This is a genomic window from Flavobacterium chungangense LMG 26729 (genome assembly GCF_000735715.2).
GTDB lineage: Bacteria > Bacteroidota > Bacteroidia > Flavobacteriales > Flavobacteriaceae > Flavobacterium > Flavobacterium chungangense.
In genome coordinates, this window is the sequence record NZ_JASY01000007.1 from 16736 (window position 1) to 33217 (window position 16482).

The window sequence follows — 16482 nt, forward strand, 5'->3', positions numbered from 1 at the left end:
TGGCTTAGACTTTTTAGATTTGATTTTTGGTGATTATAGCAAAGTTGCTCTGAATCTTGAAGTCATTTTAGTTATTTCTTCCAGTAGATTTATTAATTCCATTGTGTTTTCTTCATTAATAAATCCTAAATCAGATGAAATTAAAAGTTGAGTTTCTACTTCGTAAGCAGAACCAATTGCAATTTCTAAGAATCGTGCAAAATCTTTATTAGAATTTCTTGAAGAGCCTTCAGCAATGTTTGAGGGAATAGAAACAGCAGATCTTCGTAATTGATTTGTAATTCTAAACTTTTCTTCATTCGGGAAAGAAGCAGTTACATTATAAATTTTAGAACAAAACAATCTACTTTTTTTTCAAATTAAAAGTTCTTTAAATTGATGCATATTCTTTTTTAGATTATTAGAATTTTAGATGGGTTAAGACTTTTTAGATTAATTTTAAAATTTAGCATTCAATCTAAGAAGTCTAATGTCTAAGAAGTCTAAAATCTAATTTAGTATTGTTCTCTCTCATTAGGAAAATCCTTCGATTTCACATCAGTGGCATACTGACCGATTGCCTTTGTCATTTCTTCGTACAAATTCAGATAGCGGCGAAGGAAACGCGGACTGAATTCATTGTTCATTCCTAACATATCATGAATAACCAGAACCTGTCCGTCTACACCGCCACCGGCTCCAATTCCGATAACCGGGATTGAAATACTTTTGGCTACTTTTTCGGCTAAATCAGCAGGTATTTTTTCAAGAACTACTGCAAAACAGCCCACTTTTTCAAGCATTTTGGCGTCTTCAATCAATTTTTCAGCTTCTTCATCTTCTTTGGCACGAACACTGTAAGTTCCAAATTTGTAAATAGACTGAGGTGTTAAACCTAAATGCCCCATTACAGGAATTCCTGCATTTAATATTTTTCTGATTGACTCTTTAATTTCTTTTCCGCCTTCAAGTTTCACGGCATGTCCACCGCTTTCTTTCATGATTCTGATAGACGAACGCAAGGCCTCTTTCGGATCAGATTGATAACTTCCAAAAGGCAAATCTACTACAACCAATGCTCTGTCAACAGCACGAACTACGGATGATGCATGATAGATCATTTGGTCCAGCGTAATTGGTAAAGTAGTTTCATGACCTGCCATAACATTTGATGCTGAGTCGCCAACAAGGATTACGTCAACTCCTGCGGTATCCACAATTTTTGCCATCGTGTAATCGTAAGCAGTCAGCATAGAGATTTTTTCTCCGTGACTTTTCATTTCAATCAACGATTTTGTAGTGATTCTTTTGTAATCTTTTTTAGCTACTGACATTTTTATTTTTTTTTGAATGTAAAAGTATTGAATAAATATAAATTGGGAATCAGCAATAGAAGAATATTTCTATCGCAAATAGCTTTCCATTCCTGAATTCAATTCCAAATTGGCTGTATTCAGTAATGATTGAATAATGGTGTGGGGACTTTATGGAAGCATCAATATAAGTTCCATATTTTTCAATAAAAGCTTTTTCGGATACTGAGCGGTCCAATATATGATTTGGGCTGATTATCAGTTTATTGTTTTCATTGATAAAAACTTTCACTATTTCAGCTTTATTATTCTTTTCATCAACAGAAACTTCCAAATCCGGATAATAGTAAAATAAGTCGCTTAAATAAATGCCACAATCATCACTAATGGATGCTTTTTTATTAGGTTTTCCAAATGTACTCACCAAGTCTTTTTGGGATAAATACAGAGATTTTGTCTTTGTTCCTTTTAAAACAAATTCAGCTTTTTTAGAGAAGGCAATGATTTGTTCAGGTGATTTGTGTTTTGCCAGACCTTTTGCTAAAGCTATATTTAATTCCGTATCAGCAAGAAGTTTTGGATCGTTTAATTGTTTTACAACTTCATAATATTTTTCATAAGCTGAGGGTAATTTTGAGTAATCACTATTCCAGGCCAACTCAACAATACGTTCGCTTACCGTTTTACGTTCGGTAATATTATTGACGTCTAATTTTTCAAAGTTTTTAATTAAAACATTCAAATCAGGTCGTTTGCCGACAAATTTTCTTAGTGTAAACTTGGCATATTCTTCATTAATACTACCGGATATGTTTACCCATTCCTCTTCATTTTTTGGAAAATAACCAATAGTAACTGCGTCGCCGGTAAATAAAACTTCCCTGATTTTTGAATTTTTATCAGGTAACGCTCTGACTTTTAAGCCTGCGACTAAAACAAAAAGGTGATTGCTACCATGATAATGATCGCCACCATAAATAATAGGATTTTCATTATCTACAGTTTTAACATCTCTGGCATTTAATGATTTAGATATGAATTCGCTACGAACATATCCTTCATTAAAATTATCAGCTAGTACTTTATACCAGCCATTTTGATTATCAGATAATAAACGAACTTGCGCACTATATTTAAAATAACCCAAAAATTCAGAAGAAGTATCGGCTGATGTATACAACCTTGTGTCTGAATTGATAAAATAACGATCTTGAGAATATAATAAAGCAGAGCAAAACAGTACCGCTATAAAGTAATATTTTTTCATATAATAATTTTTAGCAATCAGCCATATTTACGGCAATCGCCAATCCGCCTTCAGAAGTTTCTTTGTATTTTGAATTCATATCTTTTGCCGTTTGCCACATCGTATTGATTACTTTGTCTAATGGTACTTTGGCATTTTTAGAGTCTGTTTCTAAAGCCAGTTCGGCTGCGTTTATGGCTTTTATGGCGCCCATTGTATTTCTTTCGATGCACGGAATCTGAACTAGTCCGCCTATTGGGTCACAGGTTAAACCTAAATGATGCTCCATGGCAATTTCTGCAGCCATCAAAACCTGTGCAGGCGTTCCGCCCATTAATTCGCAAAGCGCTGCAGCAGCCATCGATGACGAAACACCAATTTCAGCCTGACAGCCTCCCATTGCAGCAGAAATTGTAGATCCTTTTTTAAAAATACTTCCAATTTCTCCGGCAACCATCAAAAATTGTTTGATTTCTTTTTCACCGGCATTATGATTTTCAATTACCAGATAGTACATTAATACAGCTGGAATTACACCGGCGCTTCCGTTTGTAGGTGCTGTAACCACACGACCTAAGGATGCGTTAACTTCATTAACAGCAAGTGCAAAACAACTAACCCATTTTAAGATTTGACGAAATTTTACTTCCGTTTTTCTAATTTCTTCCAGCCAGGATTGCGGATCATTATAATTTGATAAGCCAATTAAATTTTGATGCATATCAAAGGCCCTTCTGCGTACATTCAGTCCTCCGGGAAGAACCCCTCCTGTATGGCATCCAATGTACATGCATTCAAGCATAGTATTCCATATACGCATTAATTCCGAATGAATTTCGGTTTCAGGACGCATGGATTTTTCGTTTTCATAAACAATTTCCGAAATCAATTTGTTCTCTGAAATAGTATAATTTAAAAGCTCAACAGCATTTTGAACCGGAAAAGGAAAAGCACATTTTATGACTTCTTTTATTTTGGCATTCGTACGTTCCTCTTTAACCACAAAACCTCCACCGATAGAATAAAAAGTAGATTCATATTCAGTATTATCGGTTTTATAAGCAGTAAACTTTAATCCGTTAGCATGAAAAGGAAGAAAGTCTTTGTTGAAAATAATGTCCTGAAGAAAGTAGAACGGAATTGTGAATTGATTGCCGAGAATAATCTCATTTTTGGTTTCTATAGTTTTGATAATTCCGGCTATATTTTCGATTGGGATATACTCAGGATCCTGACCGCTTAATCCCAGCATAACAGCTAAATCAGTTGCGTGTCCCTTTCCGGTTAATGAAAGTGATCCGTACAAGTCAACCTTAACTCTTGTAATTTCTTTTAATACAGACTGGCTTCGTAGCTCTTCTAAAAAACGTTCAGCTGCCCGCCATGGTCCTAATGTATGTGAACTAGATGGGCCAACCCCAATTTTAAGCATATCAAAAACAGAGATACATTCTTCCATTGTTCAAATTTTATTAAAACAAAGATAGTTGAATAATGCAAAGAAGTTTCGTTTTTGTTTGTTAATGTTGCAGTTTTGTTAAAAAATATATTAAATATTAATGATTTGTCAATGAAATAAAATTAAATGCTTAATATAGGCCTTTAATAGAAAGTTCGGCCTTTTTTTAGGTATTTTTGTAGAAGAAATATTTGTTCAAGAAACTGATCTTTTTAGTTTTTTAATAATCAAAATAAACTGCGACTTTTGGGTGTTTAGCCTTAAATTCTTAAAATATTCTTTTGAGAAACAGATCAACTCACAGTAGCTAAAATTACATTATGATAGAATTCTTCAGGCATTTTATAAACGAATTTGAATTACCGCTTAACAATCCCGTATTGATTTTTTCGTTGATACTTTTCATCATTTTATTATCTCCTATTTTATTAAAAAAAATTAATATTCCCGGAATTATTGGTTTGATTATTTCAGGGGTTATCATTGGCCCGCATGGACTTAATATTTTGGCTAAAAATTCTGCAGTCGATTTGTTCTCTACTATCGGATTACTTTATATCATGTTTATTGCAGGTTTAGAGCTGGATATGAATGAGTTCAAAGCGAATAGAAATAAAAGTTTGCTATTTGGCTTTTTCACTTTTATTTTTCCACTAACAATAGGATTTCCGGTTTGTTTTTATCTTTTGAAATATGATTTTAATGCCAGTTTTTTAACAGCAAGTATGTTTGCAACACATACTTTGGTTGCTTACCCTATTGTGAGTAAATTGGGAATTGCCAAAAATCAGGCTGTTGCTATAACCGTAGGGGGAACGATTCTCACTGATACAGCCGTATTAATTATTCTGGCCGTTATTATGGGTAGCAGTCAGGGAAATTTAAATCAGGCTTTCTGGATAAAATTAGGGGTTTCGCTTGCTATTTTCTCAGCTATAATGTTCTTGCTGATTCCAAGAATTGCAAAATGGTTCTTTAAAAAACTAGAAAGTGAAAAACACGCCCATTATATTTTTGTACTTTCAGTCGTTTTTTTTGCGGCGTTTTTAGCTGAGGTAGCAGGAGTAGAGCCAATTATTGGGGCTTTCGTGGCAGGTTTGGCTTTAAATCCTTTAATTCCGCACTCATCAGCGTTAATGAACAGGATTGAATTTATTGGTAATTCGTTATTTATTCCGTTTTTCCTAATTTCTGTGGGAATGCTGGTTGATATCAGTGTTATTTTAAGCGGCCCAACAGCCTTAATTGTTGCCGGAACGTTGAGTGTTGTGGCTATTTTTGGAAAATGGATTGCTGCATTTTTTACCCAGATTGTTTTTAAATATACCAAAACTGAAAGACAGTTAATTTTCGGATTGAGCAGTGCACATGCAGCTGCAACCCTGGCCGTAATTTTAGTTGGATTTAAAGCAAAAATTCTCGATGAAAATATATTGAACGGAACTATTATCTTAATATTGGTAACTTGTATTGTAGCTTCTTTTGCTACCGAAAAAGCGGCAAAAAAGATTGCAATCTGTGAGGAAGAGGTTTCTCATGAGGATGCGAATAAAGACCAGATTTTAGATGAACACATTTTGATTCCGTTAGCGAAAACATCAGCGACAGAACCGTTATTGGATTTCGCACTTTTAATAAAAGATAAAAAATCGGCGAATCCCGTAACATTATTAACGATTGTGCCTAACAACGACCAAGCCGAAATCAATATTTTAAAATATAAAAAAGCAGTTGATAAGTTTGTTATTCAGGGATCAGCTTCTGAAATAAAAATTAATACAATTGCCAGGATTGACCATAATCCGGCTAGCGGAATTGCCCGAACTTCCAAAGAAATCATGTCAGATATCGTAATCATAGGCTGGCCAAGAAAAACCGGTTTTTTGGATAAAATTTTTGGAGAAAATGTAGATTCAATTATCAATAATGTCGATAAAACCTTGTTCATCTGCAGGTTTCAAAAGACATTTATTGAAGAGAAAAGATTGGTTTTTATTTGCCCGCCTTTTTCAGAAAGAGGCGTTGGCTTTCATCTCTTATTGCAGAAAATATCCAGATTATCACAGGAATTAAGTATTCCAATTGTAATTTATGCCGAATATAAAACCCATCAGGCTATTCAGCAAATTGCGAATAGCTTAAAATTGAATGCAAAATTAGGTTTCAAAGGCATTTTAGAATGGGATGATTTTGAAGCAATTTCTGATGAAATTAAACCAACCGATTTGATTGTTTTTAACTTATCAAGAAAAGGCTCTGTCTCCTACCAGTCTATTTTTGATAAATTACCTCAGAAATTCGAAAAATCTTTTAATGATAATAATTTAATTCTAGTTTATCCTCAAGACGACAATAAAGTAACTTCTATGGATGCCTACGAAGATTTTAGTGCTACACCGTTAACAAAAGGTCTTGAAGCGATTGAACAAATTGGTAGAGGTTTAGGAAATATTTTGAAGAAGGGATAGAATTTTGATATAAATATTAGACAAAATGGTTGAATCAATTTTTCTCAATAATAATGACTTAGACAAGAAATTTGAGGATAAAATATTTACAGATTTCATATTTGAGAAAGATATTAGTACAAAGGGAGATATACTTTTTTATAATTGTACTTTTAAAAATACATTTTTCTTGTAAAATGTTGAAGCCCGTGAGCTTTCTTTTACTGATTGCATCTTTGAAGGAATATTTCGACTATCAAGTTTTTCTATCCATTTAGGAGGATTTACTAATTGTAAATTCTCAAAAGATATTGATTTAGTTTCAAATAAAACTTCTTCGTATTTTGTAGTAAGAAACGTGATTGCTGAAGAATTGAAAATTAGTGGGGAATATCAAAATCTTCAATTTGTTTCGTCAGAAATTCATAAACTTAGTTTACAAGACGTTAATATAGATCGTTTAAATAGAGAGCCAAAGATAGAATTCTTAATAGAGAATAAAATTTTTGATCTCAAAATTAAGTCTTTTTCATGTCAATCTAATTTAACTTTTTACGGGAGTGAATATGAAAATGTACTTTTTGAAGGAGTTTTTGAAAAATCAATAAATTTTGGTAAAGACATTAAAATTAAAAACCTTTGTTTTGAATCATCAACATTTAAAAAACGAATAGATTTTGAAGAAGGCCAATTTGTATATGTAAGTTTTAGTAGAAGTATATTTCAAAGTTTAGTTCTTATAAATGAATATAAGCTTATTAAAGAGATGGCTAAAGATATTAAAATTGAAACTCTGACAATGCATTCTTGTATTTTTGATATGGATATGCAATTACAAATTGTATATATCAAAAAATTAAATATCTCTCATAATAGTTTTAAACAGTTATTCCATTTTAATAACGATTTAAAAGAATGGGATGTTCATAATTCACCTAAACAAGAAGTAGATATAAATATTGATGGCACTAATCAAGGAAACATAATCATTGAAAAAGCTAATGCAGATTTATCACTGAGAGACATAAATTTGGGCAATATTATTTTTAAAGATTTGAATCTCTCGTTTTTATGTTTACAAGAATTTCAAAATAATGGTAATGTAACCTTTTCAAATATAAAATCAGGAAAACATTTTATACTTTCAGATTCTATAACAGGAAATATAAATTTTATTAATTTTGATATTAATATTTTTAAAGAAATTATAATTGCTAATTCTACTTTAAATGGTATAAATTTCAATGTATATCCTAATTCAATAAGGTCTTATAGTAAAGATTCTAGATTAGGTTTTGGTCTCAAGGAAAAGAAGAAAAATGCAGCAAATTTAAGAAGTATTTACAACCAACTTAAACATATTGCAAGAAACAAAGGGGATGTAGAAAGTTCAATTAAATACCAATCATTGGAGTATAAGACATTGCTTATTAGCAAGAAAATAGGATTTGATTCAATTTTATTATTACTCAATTGGTTATCTAATGATAACGGAAGAAGTTGGTTAAGAGGGATATTGTTTACTTTAATAGTAGGTTTATTCTTCTTTATTGTATATCTTATAACAATTGGTATATCTTTCGATTTGCTTTACCAATATCAAGATTATGTAATATTTATTACAAGTTTTCCAAAGTTAGAACTCGAAAAATACTCTTGTGAAAATAATTATTGGACAGTAAAGTTAGTTATTTGGTTATCACGAATTTTTATTAGTTATGGTGTCTATCAAACAATCGTTGCTTTTAGAAAATATGGGAAAGGATAATTTAATAAATTATTTAAGCCTTTAAAATTCAAATATTATTAAGTAACAGCAAAAAATCACAGATAAAGATCACATAGATTAATAGTGTTTCTTTCGCGCTGGTACCAGTCATTATAAACCAATTCAATTTTTTCAACCGTAAATTTTCCAAAATTGTGGTTCCTGAACTTCTCAACGACTTCAATTAGTTTTTTTGGATTTTTTAATTTTTTCTGAAAACGCATCACTGTCGAATGGGCTGTCGTAATACTATAACGGCTGTCGATACTTTGTTTTAAGGAAGAATTTTTGAAATTATCACGAAGCTTGTCACGTAAAATATTTAATGAATCATCAGTCGGAAAACCCTGGATCATTATCGCATCTGGAGATAAGGTTACGCCCCGGTAATCAATTTGAATTTTATTGACATCTACCAGACTTTTTTCAATGATTTCAACATACTTTGATGTAGAAAATTTATCCAGTTTAAATCCTTCGGCGCAAGAAATAATAGACATAGTAGTTACATGAATATCAGAGCTTGGGTAATAATACTGATCCGGCTCTATATTTTTTAATTCTTTCAGAAATTCCTGTACATTGGCCTTTATTTCTTTACTGGGACGGACAAGTAAAGTAACTCCAAATCTTTTATCAGAATCATTATTAATCTTTGGGTCGATTGTATAATTTTCAGATAAAATGAGTTCAGATGATGTTTTGAAAAGCTCATTATAATGTTCAGATAAATTCATATTTGATTATTTATGTTTTACTTTTTCAAGATTTTCCTGTACTCTGAATTTTACAATTTTGGTTATTAAATCGAATGGCATGGGATGATTTAATGGGAATTGTACGGAACCTTTGCCTGATTTGTATTTAGAGAGTGCTTCTTTAAATTGTTCATGACCGCTTGGCAGTGCATAGAGCCCAATATGATTTTTAAAAGCTGCAAAGTAAACAACGATTCCGTTTTGTTCAAAAGCAGGCATTGAATAACTGATTTTTTCTTTTGCATCAGGGGCAGCTTTATGAATTACCATTCTTACTTTTTCTAAAACTTCCTGTACATCATTTGGAAAACTTCCAATGTATTCATCAATATTAACCGGTTTTGAAATAGGAATTGCTGCCATGATAATTATTTTAGAATGATTAACTCAGGCCTTTTGGAAATCTGTCCAACACTAAATTCAACTGTATCTGATGCTCTAAAAAAGCTTTGGCTCCGGCTAAAACCAGTGTAAAACCTTCTGTAGAATTTCGAACCTCAGAAAGTATTTTGTCAGTATCGCCCTTAAAATTAGAATTGGTAATGCTTACAAAAGTTTCTTTTTCATCCAACGAGTTGAAAACCCATTCTATAATCGTTGCTTCTCCGCTATTTCCCCATTCTATTACAATTCGTTTGTTTTCGTCAATTACCTTAGTTAAAACATTAAGCGAAAAGCCATACATTTCCCAGGTCCATACAGTCGATTTGCCTTCTTCTAATTTGTCTGATCCCTTAGTAAACCAAAATTTGCTTGTTATTTCAGGATTAACAAATGCTTCAAAAACTTCTGAAACGGGTTTTCTGATCAGCATTTCGGCTTTTGCAAAATTATTATTTACTGTTGCCATACTTACGGATTTGAAATGTTATTTACTGCTAAAAAAAGGTATGTTGTTGTAAATTACGATTTGAAATTGATTACGTCCTGTTTTTTCCTGAATTTGTCTCATAAAACCGGCTTCAACTCTGAAATTTTTGTTGATCACATATCCTAATGCTCCATATAAACGGTCACGATCAAAAGTTGGTGATTCTGTGTTTAGAAATATTTCATTATAAGCCGAAATATAAAATGCATTTTCTTCCATTTTAGGCTTGTTAATTGGAACATTCAAAGCTAAAAAATAGCGGAAACGCATTTGAAAATCATCTTTTAAAAAGCGTTCTTCCACACGATAACGATGTTGCAAATAAAACCTGCCAAAATTTTGACGTGTTATAAACTGCTGATAAATGCGATGTTCATTACTATCTGTTTTATCGTCTGTTCCCGGAATGTAATTTTGTGAATTGATAAAACCGTATCCTAATAAAATATTATTATTGTTTTCAGTAAGATTGTATCCAATTCCGGTTCTTAATAATAATTGTTGTGTATCGCCCGCAAAATTATAATTACGATATTGTACTTCGTTGTGCCAGTTCCATTTTTCATTGATGGCCTGATTTCCAAAATAAATAAACCAGTTTCCGGTATCCGTATCTTGTGCGTTTGTAAAATTTATAGATAAAATAAGGGTGAATAAAAGGTAAAAGGCTTTTAAGTTTTTCATTTTTGAATAAGGGAATTTCAGTTTTTTTTGAATCACAAGATAAGAAAGTTATTCTGTAAATTATGTTAAAAATAGAAAATCAGTATGTTGAAAAAAATCAAACATCTTGTTTATCAATCCATTTTCCAACGGTTGGCGCTGTATAATTATTCATTTTATTCAATAAATCATCAATATCGTTACTCACCAAAAGCATTTGCTGATTAACATCTTTCAATAAACCTTTACTAACCATGACTTCAGTTAATTGTATTAGAGAATCATAAAAACCATTAATATTCAAAATGGCAATTGGTTTTTTGTGTAATCCTAATTGAGCCCATGTAATCATTTCGAAAAGTTCTTCTAAAGTTCCAAAACCACCCGGAAGCGCAATAACGCCATCACATAAATCATTCATTTTGGTTTTTCTTTCGTGCATGCTTTCCACCAGAATAAGTTCTGTTAAGCCCAGATGCGCAATTTCTTTTGATCGCAAAAAATTGGGTAAAACACCAATTGCTTTTCCGCCGTTATTTAAAACAGCATCTGCAACAGCGCCCATTAAACCTACATTAGCGCCGCCGTAAACTAATTCTATATTTTGTTTTGCCAATGTTTCACCAAGTAAGGCTGCCTGTTCTTTGTAAATTTCTTCAGTACCAAAACTGGATCCGCAAAAGACTGTAATTCTTTTCATTTATTTTAGGTTAAGTTAAGTGTTATGAGTTAAATATTAGGAGTATTAAAACGGAAAATTTTAAGAACTCTTAACTTTGTTTAACTTTTTTAATTCATATTCAAAATAAGGCACATCGACTCCATTAATCAGAAACACCACATCATTGATTTTTTCTGCACCGAGTTTTAAAACGGCTTTTTGAGAACGAAAATTTTCTGCTCCAACGTGAAAAAGCACCGAATCAACATGCTGAAAAGCATAATCGATTAATAAACTTTTATTTGATTTATTATAAGGACCGCCCCAATATTTTCTTGTAATAAAAGTGTAGCCAATTCCAATATTTGATTTTTCGGGATTGTAATCGTAAAAACTAGTCGTTCCCATTATTTCGTTTGTTTGTTTATCGAGAATTAGGAATGAATGTTTTGTAATTATGATTTCAAAAAAAGTTTTAAAACCTTCTCTTTGATATCGGTCTTTTACAGGATTTTGTTCCCAAATAAGTGGGTCGGAAGCAGCTTCAAATAATGCTTCAAAATGTTTTTCCTGTAACGGAATTAATTTTGTGATTTCGTTTTCTAAAATTTCTGGCTGTAAATTAAATTGTGGTTTATTCATTTTTTAGTTTTTTGAAAAAGATTAGTCGTAATTGAGAAAAAATCAGTTCAAATCAGTGGGAAGTAAAAAATCAAATTTGTTTAATCTGAACACAGGAAACATTTTCCATTTTAATTTCCTTTCCGGCTTTTTTAAGCAATCCGGTTTTTGGGTTTCTTTTAAAAACAATCACATTTCCGGAATTTACATTTGTCGCAATCAAAAACTTCCCTGTTTCATCAATGGCAAAAATTCGGGGATGATTTCCAAAAGTCGATTGATAACCAATATTTTTTAAAAGCCCGTTTTCTGCAATAGAAAAAATGACAATATTATTTTCTTTTCCCCGATTAGAAGCATATAAAAATTTTCCGTCAGTCGAAATATGAATGTCGGAGCTTTCAAAACCTTCCTTGATTTTATCAGGATGTGTATTGATGCGTTGGATCTTTGTTAAAGTTCCTTTTTCATATTGATAAACACTTATGGAACCCGCCATTTCTTCAATGCAATAACCGTATTTTTGATTGGGATGAAAAGTAAAATGTCGCGGTCCTGCTTCTAAATCTGTTTTGGTAAACGGATTTTTTGTTTCTGTTAAAGGCTGTTTTTTATTTTCATCGAAAGCATAGCAGCGTATTTTATCAGCACCTAAATCGGGCAAAAACAGATAATCAAATTCAGGAGAAAATATAGCAGAATGCACATGGGAGCGGGTTTGTCTTTCTTTATGAACACTTCCGTCAGCATATTGAAAATTTTGAGCAATTGAATCGATTTTTCCGTTTTCTAATAAAGGATGAACTGAGACACTTCCTTCAGTATAATTAGCATTTACAAGCCATTTACCACTTTTATGAACCGAAACATAAACCGGATTTTCACCGCCGCTTCCCTGTTTGTTTAAAAAAGTCAGTGATTTATTTTCCGAATTAAATTCAAAACTGCTTACACTTCCTGAGTTTGGTGTCTTTGTATCTGTGCAGGCGTAAACATATTTTCCGTTTGGAGAAACAGTCAGATACGATGGATTTATAATGTCTTTTGCCGAAGTAATTTTAGTTAAATTTCCATTTAAAGTATCCAGCTGATAAACCTGAATTGATTCTGCGGTTTTATCTCTGTTGTAGGATCCTAAAAAGACGTAGGTGTTTTGAGAAAATACAGAAGTGCAAATTAGTAAACTAAGGGCGAGTATGTTTTTTTTTAGGTTCAATTTTTTTTCTTTTTATGGGGTGAAAAATTCCGAAGTTTAAGAATATATGGTTTAAATTAATAATTACAATTCACCATTAACAATTTATTATTTGACTCCTTTCCACCATTGCTGAAAAACTTGTTTGTCATTTTTCAATTCAACGATCTCTCCAATCATCGGAGTTATTAAAGGAATCGGATTTTCAGACAAATTATTCAATTCGGTTACTTTAATTAAAGGCTCATCCCATGAATGAAGAGATAAAGGAAATTTCGAATTATGCACCGGAAAGACCCTTTTTGCTTTTAAGTCTTTCATTGCTTTTATTACATCTTCCGGCAAATTGTGAATGTATTTCCATGCCGGATTATATTGGCCATTATCAATAAGTACAATATCAAAAGAACCATATTTTTCGCCAATTGCTGCATAATGGAAATCGTAACCACTGTCGCCGCCCAAATACATTTTGAAATCTTTGGATTCTAAAATAAAAGAAGTCCAAAGTGTATTACAGCGCTTGATACTTCTGCCGGAAAAATGCCTTGATGGAGCAGTATAAAGCATTATATTTTGATCTAATGTTACTTTTTCGTGCCAGTCTTTTTCGATAATATTTTCTACTGAAAAGCCCCAAAATTCAAAATGCGAACCAACGCCAAGTGCCGTGATTACTTTTTTTATTTTTGGTTTCAGTTCCATTATGGTTTTATAATCTAAATGATCATAATGGTCGTGCGTGATTAGCAAATAATCAATTTCAGGAATATCATCATAGGTGTAAATATCAGTTCCTTTAAAGGCTTTTGTAGTTCCGTAAATAGGAGAGGCGTTGCCACTGAAAACAGGATCAATTAAAAAACGTTTTCCCTCAAGCTGAATAAAATAGGAGGAATGCCCAAACCAAACTAAAACATCCTGATATAAAGGAAGTTCCTTTAAATTCGTTTTTATTGAAGGAATAATATCAGTTGGGGTTTTTCGGTCAACCTTCTTAAATAAAAATTCGGTTAAAACATCATAATAACCATAGCCTTCGGCTAGTTCCGGAGTGAAATTTTCATTTTCGAATTTTCCATTTTTGTATTGAGGAGATTTTTGTATTAAAGCCAATCTTTCTCCAGAAGGTTGTTTTCCGAATCTGGGATGGAATAAAAAATAAAATATGAATACTAGTAAAATAAGAATTATTGTTAGGCTCATGATCTTTTTTAGTTAGAAGGATATAATTTTTGTAATTCTTTTACTGATGTTGAAATCATTATTTTCAGAATTTCAAGATCAATATCAGTTAGTTTTTTAATGTAAATGCACCCTTTTGCCGCTTTGTGTTTTCCAAATTTTGAAACCAATTCCTCTTTATTATCTGAAAGATAAATATAAAGTGAAATAGCGGCTTTTCTTGGCGAGAATCCAACAAGCGGTGAATCTCCTTCGTGTCCGCTGGCATATTTATAATGATAACTGCCAAAACCAATAATACTCGGTCCCCACATTTTAGGTCCAAAACCAGTTATGTTCTGCATTATTTTGAGAAGTTCAAAAGCGTCATTTCTTTTTGCTTCTTCATCTACAAAAGTATTTATAAAATCTAAAACACTGGTTTCTGTTTCTGTCGTTTTATTTTTTGCCATTGTCTTTTATTTTTGATGAAAAAGATCGCTTTTAAATAAAATGGCTCTTATTTTAATTTCAGAAGCATAAAATAAATCCATATTATCATTTGACTGATTTTCTAAAACAATCATGCTTAAGTCATTTTCCGGAAAATAAATATTAACCGAAGAAAATCCATCTCCTAAACCGGTGTGTCCCACATATTTTATAGCATCTTTTTCAATTATTCTAATGCCTAACCCATAACCTTCTTTTTCTTTTCCAAAAAAGCCGTGTTGTGCCGTGATATTATATTTAAACATTAATTGATAGCTTTCAGATTTTAAAAGTTTTCCGTGATGTAAATTTTGATTCCATATCGCTAAATCACCTGCAGTAGAAATAATTCCGTTTGAAGCTGTGCTTTCGGGAGTAATTACACTTTTGGTTACCTTTTCAAAAATATTATTTGTATTGATATGACCAGAAACGACATCCGTCATTTTATCTTTAGAATAGCAAAATGTATTTTTCATTTTTAATTCTTTGAAAAACGCATTTACAATTTCTGAATAGCTTTTTTTTGAAGTAGTTTCAATTATTTTTCCAAGTAAACTATAACTCAGGTTTCCATATTTAAATTCAGTTCCGGGTTTGAATAACAGCGGCTTTTCTAAGTCAACTATTCCATGTGTATGATTTAATAATTGATGAACAGTAACAGAATCTGCCCAGGTTTGTTTAAGTTCGGGCAAATATCTTTTGATGGGTGCCTTTAAGTCAATTAGGCCTTTTTCGACTTCTTTCAGAATTAAAACAGCTGTGATTTGTCTTGTGTTTGACATAATTTCAAATTGGCTGTCTAATTGTAAAGGCTTTTTAGTTTCAAAATTGGTAAAACCATACGCTTTGTTGTATAAAGTTTTCCCTTTTTGAGTAATGAGGATAACACCATTGAATTTAGGTTCAGTAACTTTAATTAAACTGTCAATTTGGTTTGTATAATTGTCTTTTATTTGAGCGAATGAATTGTAGTTGGACAGAAGAAAAAGAAAAGAAAATATAGAAGATATTCTAAGAATTACATTCATTACTGTGATTTGTTTTTTGATGATTTTATTGTCTTTAAATTTTCTTTTTAGTTTAAAACATTCCATTTTCATTAATACTTTTCTTTGGAATAGGCTGTCCTAAATCCCAAAGTTCGATTATTTTGTCCGATTCAAATCGAAAAATATGAACAACAGCGACACCTGAATCTGATGAGTTTTGTTTGACATGCGAATGAACTGCAACCAAATCACCATCTCTTAAAACATGGTGAATTTCAAAAATCTTATTAGGATTGGTTCTTGAAGATTCTTCCATAGCCAGCATCAAAGTGTTTGCATCTCCTTTAAAATAGGCATTATGATGCTTGAAATTTTCGCCTGTGTACAGCCTGAACGCTTCATGTGAATGTCCTGATGCAGCGAGTTTTAAAAAGTTTCGGGCTATAGATTTCTTAGTCATGATTTATAGCTTTAAAATAAATCTAAGTTATGAAATTAAAGTGTTCATTCCTTAATTTATATGCCTAAAAGCAGGAAAGGCAAGGATATATGGATTTCGTTAAAACATAAATGTAGAAGTGTCTATGGTTATCAGGGTATTATACCAAACCCCAATTGCAGGTTGTTGTTAATTTGTCTGGTTTTGTTTTGTCTGTTGACTACAATTTCACGTAAAGCAAAAGCAGCTGCCTAAGCACAAAAAATAGTCAAGAGGTGCTTTTAAGCTTGTTGAAAATGCCATTTCTAATGTGAGCATTCGCTATTCCTTCCATTTTATTTCAGTTCTTAAGCCATATAAGTTAGTTAATTCTGTATTACCTTGATTATTGTGCAAATATTTTAATGCTTT

17 protein-coding genes are annotated in these 16482 nt (G+C 31.9%); 2 read left to right on the top strand and 15 right to left on the bottom strand.

The window, feature by feature from the left end; genetic code table 11:
• Nucleotides 1–33: 33 nt before the first annotated feature.
• From JE46_RS12770 to JE46_RS12785, 4 genes are all read right to left on the bottom strand, one after another.
• Nucleotides 34–342, bottom strand: coding sequence for a four helix bundle protein (locus tag JE46_RS12770; protein ID WP_236010806.1), 309 nt, complete (start codon nucleotides 340–342; stop codon nucleotides 34–36).
• Nucleotides 343–494: 152 nt separating this feature from the next.
• Nucleotides 495–1313, bottom strand: a complete 819-nt coding sequence (panB, locus tag JE46_RS12775) for a 3-methyl-2-oxobutanoate hydroxymethyltransferase (RefSeq protein ID WP_031455680.1) — start codon at nucleotides 1311–1313, stop codon at nucleotides 495–497.
• Between the two features lie 49 nt (nucleotides 1314–1362).
• Nucleotides 1363–2559, bottom strand: a complete 1197-nt coding sequence (locus JE46_RS12780) for an SH3 domain-containing protein (RefSeq protein ID WP_031455681.1) — start codon at nucleotides 2557–2559, stop codon at nucleotides 1363–1365.
• A gap of 10 nt (nucleotides 2560–2569) precedes the next feature.
• On the bottom strand, nucleotides 2570–3997 hold the full coding sequence (locus JE46_RS12785; RefSeq protein ID WP_031455682.1) for an L-serine ammonia-lyase: 1428 nt from the start codon (nucleotides 3995–3997) through the stop codon (nucleotides 2570–2572).
• 320 nt (nucleotides 3998–4317) lie between these two features.
• On the opposite strand from JE46_RS12785, the gene JE46_RS12790 reads away from it, so the two are divergent.
• Complete coding sequence (locus tag JE46_RS12790) at nucleotides 4318–6465, top strand: cation:proton antiporter (protein ID WP_031455683.1); 2148 nt, start codon at nucleotides 4318–4320, stop codon at nucleotides 6463–6465.
• A gap of 337 nt (nucleotides 6466–6802) precedes the next feature.
• Nucleotides 6803–8212: a hypothetical protein gene (locus JE46_RS12795; RefSeq protein WP_031455684.1), complete on the top strand. Its 1410-nt coding sequence runs from the start codon at nucleotides 6803–6805 to the stop codon at nucleotides 8210–8212.
• Between the two features lie 56 nt (nucleotides 8213–8268).
• On the opposite strand, the gene JE46_RS12800 is transcribed toward JE46_RS12795, so the two are convergent.
• The 11 genes from JE46_RS12800 to JE46_RS12850 form a co-directional block, all read right to left on the bottom strand.
• Nucleotides 8269–8949: a 2'-5' RNA ligase family protein gene (locus tag JE46_RS12800; protein WP_031455685.1), complete on the bottom strand. Its 681-nt coding sequence runs from the start codon at nucleotides 8947–8949 to the stop codon at nucleotides 8269–8271.
• Between the two features lie 6 nt (nucleotides 8950–8955).
• Entirely contained in the window at nucleotides 8956–9333 is a 378-nt protein-coding gene (locus JE46_RS12805) for an iron chaperone (protein WP_031455686.1), read from the bottom strand.
• Between the two features lie 19 nt (nucleotides 9334–9352).
• Nucleotides 9353–9820, bottom strand: coding sequence for an SRPBCC family protein (locus JE46_RS12810; protein ID WP_031455687.1), 468 nt, complete (start codon nucleotides 9818–9820; stop codon nucleotides 9353–9355).
• Nucleotides 9821–9838: 18 nt separating this feature from the next.
• The gene (locus tag JE46_RS12815; RefSeq protein WP_031455688.1) at nucleotides 9839–10525 is read right to left on the bottom strand and encodes a DUF2490 domain-containing protein; all 687 of its coding nucleotides are present in this window, start codon (nucleotides 10523–10525) and stop codon (nucleotides 9839–9841) included.
• Nucleotides 10526–10622: 97 nt separating this feature from the next.
• Nucleotides 10623–11204, bottom strand: a complete 582-nt coding sequence (locus tag JE46_RS12820) for an LOG family protein (RefSeq protein WP_031455689.1) — start codon at nucleotides 11202–11204, stop codon at nucleotides 10623–10625.
• A 60-nt stretch (nucleotides 11205–11264) separates the two neighbouring features.
• Entirely contained in the window at nucleotides 11265–11807 is a 543-nt protein-coding gene (locus tag JE46_RS12825) for a GNAT family N-acetyltransferase (RefSeq protein WP_031455690.1), read from the bottom strand.
• 70 nt (nucleotides 11808–11877) lie between these two features.
• Complete coding sequence (locus tag JE46_RS12830) at nucleotides 11878–13002, bottom strand: lactonase family protein (protein WP_031455691.1); 1125 nt, start codon at nucleotides 13000–13002, stop codon at nucleotides 11878–11880.
• 87 nt (nucleotides 13003–13089) lie between these two features.
• Nucleotides 13090–14187, bottom strand: a complete 1098-nt coding sequence (locus tag JE46_RS12835; RefSeq protein ID WP_031455692.1) for an MBL fold metallo-hydrolase — start codon at nucleotides 14185–14187, stop codon at nucleotides 13090–13092.
• 8 nt (nucleotides 14188–14195) lie between these two features.
• A complete protein-coding gene (locus tag JE46_RS12840) occupies nucleotides 14196–14618 on the bottom strand; it encodes a DUF1801 domain-containing protein (protein ID WP_031455693.1) in 423 nt (140 codons plus the stop codon).
• A gap of 6 nt (nucleotides 14619–14624) precedes the next feature.
• Nucleotides 14625–15743, bottom strand: a complete 1119-nt coding sequence (locus tag JE46_RS12845) for a serine hydrolase domain-containing protein (protein ID WP_236010816.1) — start codon at nucleotides 15741–15743, stop codon at nucleotides 14625–14627.
• On the bottom strand, nucleotides 15724–16092 hold the full coding sequence (locus JE46_RS12850; RefSeq protein WP_031455695.1) for a nuclear transport factor 2 family protein: 369 nt from the start codon (nucleotides 16090–16092) through the stop codon (nucleotides 15724–15726). The genes JE46_RS12845 and JE46_RS12850 overlap by 20 nt, the downstream gene beginning before the upstream one ends.
• Nucleotides 16093–16482: the final 390 nt, after the last annotated feature.

Bases quoted from the DNA above. Each gene is read 5' to 3' on its own strand.
- panB (WP_031455680.1), bottom strand. From the start codon at position 1,313: ATGTCAGTAGCTAAAAAAGATTACAAAAGAATCACTACAAAATCGTTG.
- JE46_RS12805 (WP_031455686.1), bottom strand. From the start codon at position 9,333: ATGGCAGCAATTCCTATTTCAAAACCGGTTAATATTGATGAATACATT.
- JE46_RS12780 (WP_031455681.1), bottom strand. From the start codon at position 2,559: ATGAAAAAATATTACTTTATAGCGGTACTGTTTTGCTCTGCTTTATTA.
- JE46_RS12845 (WP_236010816.1), bottom strand. From the start codon at position 15,743: ATGAAAATGGAATGTTTTAAACTAAAAAGAAAATTTAAAGACAATAAA.
- JE46_RS12810 (WP_031455687.1), bottom strand. From the start codon at position 9,820: ATGGCAACAGTAAATAATAATTTTGCAAAAGCCGAAATGCTGATCAGA.
- JE46_RS12785 (WP_031455682.1), bottom strand. From the start codon at position 3,997: ATGGAAGAATGTATCTCTGTTTTTGATATGCTTAAAATTGGGGTTGGC.
- JE46_RS12820 (WP_031455689.1), bottom strand. From the start codon at position 11,204: ATGAAAAGAATTACAGTCTTTTGCGGATCCAGTTTTGGTACTGAAGAA.
- JE46_RS12840 (WP_031455693.1), bottom strand. From the start codon at position 14,618: ATGGCAAAAAATAAAACGACAGAAACAGAAACCAGTGTTTTAGATTTT.
- JE46_RS12800 (WP_031455685.1), bottom strand. From the start codon at position 8,949: ATGAATTTATCTGAACATTATAATGAGCTTTTCAAAACATCATCTGAA.
- JE46_RS12835 (WP_031455692.1), bottom strand. From the start codon at position 14,187: ATGAGCCTAACAATAATTCTTATTTTACTAGTATTCATATTTTATTTT.
- JE46_RS12850 (WP_031455695.1), bottom strand. From the start codon at position 16,092: ATGACTAAGAAATCTATAGCCCGAAACTTTTTAAAACTCGCTGCATCA.
- JE46_RS12815 (WP_031455688.1), bottom strand. From the start codon at position 10,525: ATGAAAAACTTAAAAGCCTTTTACCTTTTATTCACCCTTATTTTATCT.
- JE46_RS12790 (WP_031455683.1), top strand. From the start codon at position 4,318: ATGATAGAATTCTTCAGGCATTTTATAAACGAATTTGAATTACCGCTT.
- JE46_RS12825 (WP_031455690.1), bottom strand. From the start codon at position 11,807: ATGAATAAACCACAATTTAATTTACAGCCAGAAATTTTAGAAAACGAA.